The sequence below is a fragment of the Arthrobacter sp. Y3225116 genome, from assembly GCF_059091245.1.
Genome location: NZ_JBNHGL010000265.1, coordinates 1 through 3,793 on the forward strand (window position 1 = coordinate 1; position 3,793 = coordinate 3,793).

General features: G+C 70.4%; 4 protein-coding genes. All 4 read left to right on the forward strand.

Annotation, left to right across the window (positions count from 1 at the left end; translation table 11 throughout):
- The coding region (locus tag AC5RV2_RS15775; RefSeq protein WP_494093117.1) for an MFS transporter at positions 1–1,269 on the forward strand (1,269 nt) is incomplete at its 5' end.
- On the forward strand, positions 1,266–1,982 hold the full coding sequence (locus AC5RV2_RS15780) for a FadR/GntR family transcriptional regulator (RefSeq protein WP_494093118.1): 717 nt from the start codon (positions 1,266–1,268) through the stop codon (positions 1,980–1,982). The genes AC5RV2_RS15775 and AC5RV2_RS15780, both read left to right, overlap by 4 nt.
- 132 nt (positions 1,983–2,114) lie before the next feature.
- Positions 2,115–3,047, forward strand: coding sequence for a cytochrome b/b6 domain-containing protein (locus tag AC5RV2_RS15785; RefSeq protein ID WP_494024256.1), 933 nt, complete (start codon positions 2,115–2,117; stop codon positions 3,045–3,047).
- Between the two features lie 73 nt (positions 3,048–3,120).
- Positions 3,121–3,498, forward strand: coding sequence for a hypothetical protein (locus AC5RV2_RS15790; RefSeq protein ID WP_494093119.1), 378 nt, complete (start codon positions 3,121–3,123; stop codon positions 3,496–3,498).
- Positions 3,499–3,793 lie beyond the last annotated feature (295 nt).

Below are 3,793 nucleotides of genomic sequence, written 5' to 3' on the forward strand. Positions count from 1 at the left end.
CAAGCGCCCGGCGGCGACGAGGCTCCGGTGGAGTTCGTCGAGGCCCTGGTGCCGGAGCTGGACGTGCAGGAGATTGCCCCGGCCCCCGCCGCCGCGCACCGCCGCTGGTTTATCGCCGCGGCCGTCGCCGCCGTGATACTCATCGGGCTGAACCTCCGGGCGGGCATTGCCAGCGCGGCCGCGCTCTTCCACGACCTGCAGCAGCTGCTGGGGTACGGGCCGCTGATCGCCGCACTGCTGCCCACCGTTCCCGTGCTGTGCTTCGCCGTGGCCGGCGCCGCGACCGCCTGGCTGAGCAGCCGCATGGGACTGGAACGCGCCATCGCACTCGCGCTGACACTGCTGATTGCCGGCCTGGGCCTGCGCGGAGTCGAATCCGTCGGCATGCTGCTGGCCGGCACGGTGGTGTCCATGTCCGGACTGGCGGTATGCAACGTGGCGCTGCCGGCGTTCATCCGCAAATACTTCGCGCACCGGCCCTCGACCATGACCGGGGCCTACACCATCTCCATGTCCATCGGCGCCACCTTGGCCGCGGCCGTCAGCGTCCCGCTGGCCGCGCAGTTGGACTCGCCGTCACTCGCGCTGGCCGCCTGGGCGCTGCTGGCCGTCGTCGGGCTGGCGGTGTTCCTTCCCATGGCCGTGGCCGGCAGGCGCGGGCCGGGCACACGGACCCGGGGCCACTCGTCGCCGTGGCCGCTGCTGCTCACCCGCAAGGGCGCGCTGCTCACCGGCCTGTTCACCATCCAGGCGCTGCTCGTCTATTCCGTGATGGGCTGGCTGCCGTACATCCTGATCTCCCGCGGGGTGGATTCCGCGGCGGCCGGGCAGCTGCTCGCGCTGGTCCAGCTGGTGTCCATCCCCGCCGTCGTCCTGCTGTTGTCCATGGCGGCGCGCCCGGGCCTGCTGCGGCCGGCCTTCATGATCACCTGCGCGGCGTCGCTGGCAGGCTATCTCGCCTTGCTCGTGCTGCCTGCCGAGCTCGCCGTGCTCCCCGCGGTCTTGATCGGCCTAGGTTTCGGGGTCTTCCCGCTGCTGATGCTGGTGATCAGCCGCAGCGGTTCGGACGCGGCCGAGACCACCGCGCTGTCCACGCTGGCCCAATCGGTGGGCTACCTCTTCGCCGCGCTGGGCCCGTTCGGGCTCGGCCTGCTGCACGACGCACTCGCCGACTGGACCGTGCCGCTGGTGCTGCTGGTGGCCGGCGCGGCGCTGCAACTGCTGCTGGCCCACGCGGTCAGCGGCCTGGCGCGGGAGGCGCGGGCATGAGGTCCGGCCCGCTGCAGCGGCCGCCGCTGGCGGAGGAAGTCACGTCGAGGCTGCGGGAGTCCATCGCGGCGGGGCGGTGGCAGCTGGGGACCAGGATCCCTCCGGAGCCGGAACTGATGGCACGCCTGGGCGTCTCCCGCGGCACGCTGCGAGAGGCGGTCAAGGCGCTGGCCCACGCCGGGATGCTCGAGGTGCGCCGCGGCGACGGCACGTACGTGCGGGCCACCAGCGAGATCAGCGGCACCGCCCGCCGCGCTTACCGCGAGTACGACGACGAGGACGTGCTGCAGGTGCGCTTCGCGCTGGACACCCAGGCGGCGCGGCTCGCGGCGCAGTCGGCGCAGTCGGCGGGGTCGGAACCGGCAGCTACCGGCGGCGCCGTGGAGGCGCTGCGGGAGATGCTGGCCCGGCGCCGGCAAGCGTGGGCGGAGCAGGACCTGGAAGGGTGGATCGCCGCGGACTGGGACTTCCACCTGGCCGTGGCCGAGGCCTCCGGCAACCAGTTGCTGCACGAGCTGTACGGCAGCTTCGGCGACGTGTTCCACGGGACCAAGATGGCCCAGCGGTTGCGGGACGGCTTCGATGGATGCCTGCGCGCCGGACACGAGGACCTGGCGGACGCCATCGCTGCCGGAGACGAAGAAGCCGCCGTGCGGACCGTGACCGCCAACCTGCGCTACTGCCTGAAATGGATGCCGCAGGGAGGCCAATAGCGCCCCGCTCGCCCCGTGCCGCGGCGGGCTCTGGCCGCCGCGGCCGCGCGTGTGGCATGATGCCGCCCGGCCGGGGTACCTTGAATCACGAAGCCCGGATTGTCGGGACGCAGGGAACGAGGAAAGCTGGCGATGTCCACTTCGACGAAACCGTCCGGGAGTACCCGGAAGACGTGGCTGAAGATTACCGCGGCGGTGGCCGGCGCCGTCGTCGTGCTTCTGCTGTTGGTGTTGCTGGCCAAATGGCTTCGCACGATGCCGGGCGTCCAGGACTTCCTGGCCGCGTACCCGGGCCGCTCCGAACTTCCCGAGTCCGCGCCGGTCGGGCTGCCCGCCTGGCTGGGCTGGCAGCACTTCCTCAACTTCTTCCTGATCGTGTTGATCATCCGCACCGGATTGCAGGTGCGTGCCGGCACGCGCTCGCCGGCGTACTGGACGCGCAACAACAAGGGCCTGGTGAAGACCAGGAACGCGCCCACCAAGATCACCCTGAACCTGTGGTTCCACCTGACCCTGGATGCGTTGTGGGTGCTGAACGGCATCGTGTTCATGGTGCTGATCTTCGCGACCGGGCACTGGATGCGGATTGTGCCCACCAGCTGGGACATTTTCCCGAACGCGCTGTCCGCGGTGCTGCAGTACGCCTCGCTGGACTGGCCGCTGGAGAACGGGTGGGTGAACTACAACGCGCTGCAGCTGCTGACCTACTTCGCGACCGTCTTCATCGCCGCCCCGCTGGCCATCGTCTCCGGCCTGCGCACCTCGGCTGCCTGGCCCAAGCGGGCCGCGGTCAACAAATACTTCCCGATTGAGGCGGCCCGGGCCATACACTTCCCGGTGATGGTGTACTTCGTGCTGTTCATCATCGTGCACGTGACGCTGGTGCTGGCCACCGGCGCGCTGCGCAACCTCAACCACATGTATGCGGCCACGGACGACGGCGGGTGGACCGGCTTCTGGATCTTCGCCGCCTCCGTCGCGGTGACCGTGGCGGCTTGGTTCCTGGCCCGTCCGATCTTCCTGCGCCCGATCGCCTCGCTCACGGGCAAGGTCACGAGCCGCTGACCGCGTGGCCGGCTGACCGCCAGCCGCTGGCCGCCTGACCGCGGCTGAAGGCTGCACCGCTACACTGCTCGCCATGATCACCGTTGCGGCCATCGCCGCGTGCCTTGTCTTCGCGCTGTTGGCGGTCTTCCAGATACTGCTGGCCGCGGGCCTGCCGTTGGGACGGTTCGCTTGGGGAGGAAGCCACCGCATCCTGCCGACGAAGCTGCGCATCGGGAGCGCGGTTTCGGTGCTCCTGTATGCGTTCTTCGTGTTCGTCATCATGGACCGGGCGCAGCTTCTCGACGCGTTGCCGGAGACCGCATCGCTCGTCCTCAGCTGGGTCCTGACCGCGTACCTGTTCGTCGGCGTCCTCCTAAACGCCATCTCGCGCAGTAAGCCCGAGCGGTGGACCATGACGCCGGTCGCCCTGGTTTTGGCCGCGCTGAGCCTGGTTGTTGCCCTCGGCTGACGTGGTTTCCCGGCCCTGGGCGGGCGAGCCGCAAGACTTTTCGTCGGTGGGCCGTCCAGCGGTTTGCGGGCCTCACGGCCCTTCGCGGGCGGGGCTTTCCGGCGGTTGGCGGTCAGGCAGGGGAGGGGCTTGCCCCGCGGGCGGGGCGGGCTCACGATTGGTTCACCACAGGCCGATCGGAGGAAGCCATGCAGGTCCGCATCCGCCGCGCACTGACAGCCGTTGCCCTGCTCGTCACCGTCCCGGCGGCCCTTGCCGGCGGCCTGGTCCTGTGGCTGCGCTTCAGCCCCCGGCC

Coding starts and splice junctions, on each gene's coding strand:
- AC5RV2_RS15780 (WP_494093118.1), top strand. CDS start 1,266: ATGAGGTCCGGCCCGCTGCAGCGGCCGCCGCTGGCGGAGGAAGTCACG.
- AC5RV2_RS15785 (WP_494024256.1), top strand. CDS start 2,115: ATGTCCACTTCGACGAAACCGTCCGGGAGTACCCGGAAGACGTGGCTG.
- AC5RV2_RS15790 (WP_494093119.1), top strand. CDS start 3,121: ATGATCACCGTTGCGGCCATCGCCGCGTGCCTTGTCTTCGCGCTGTTG.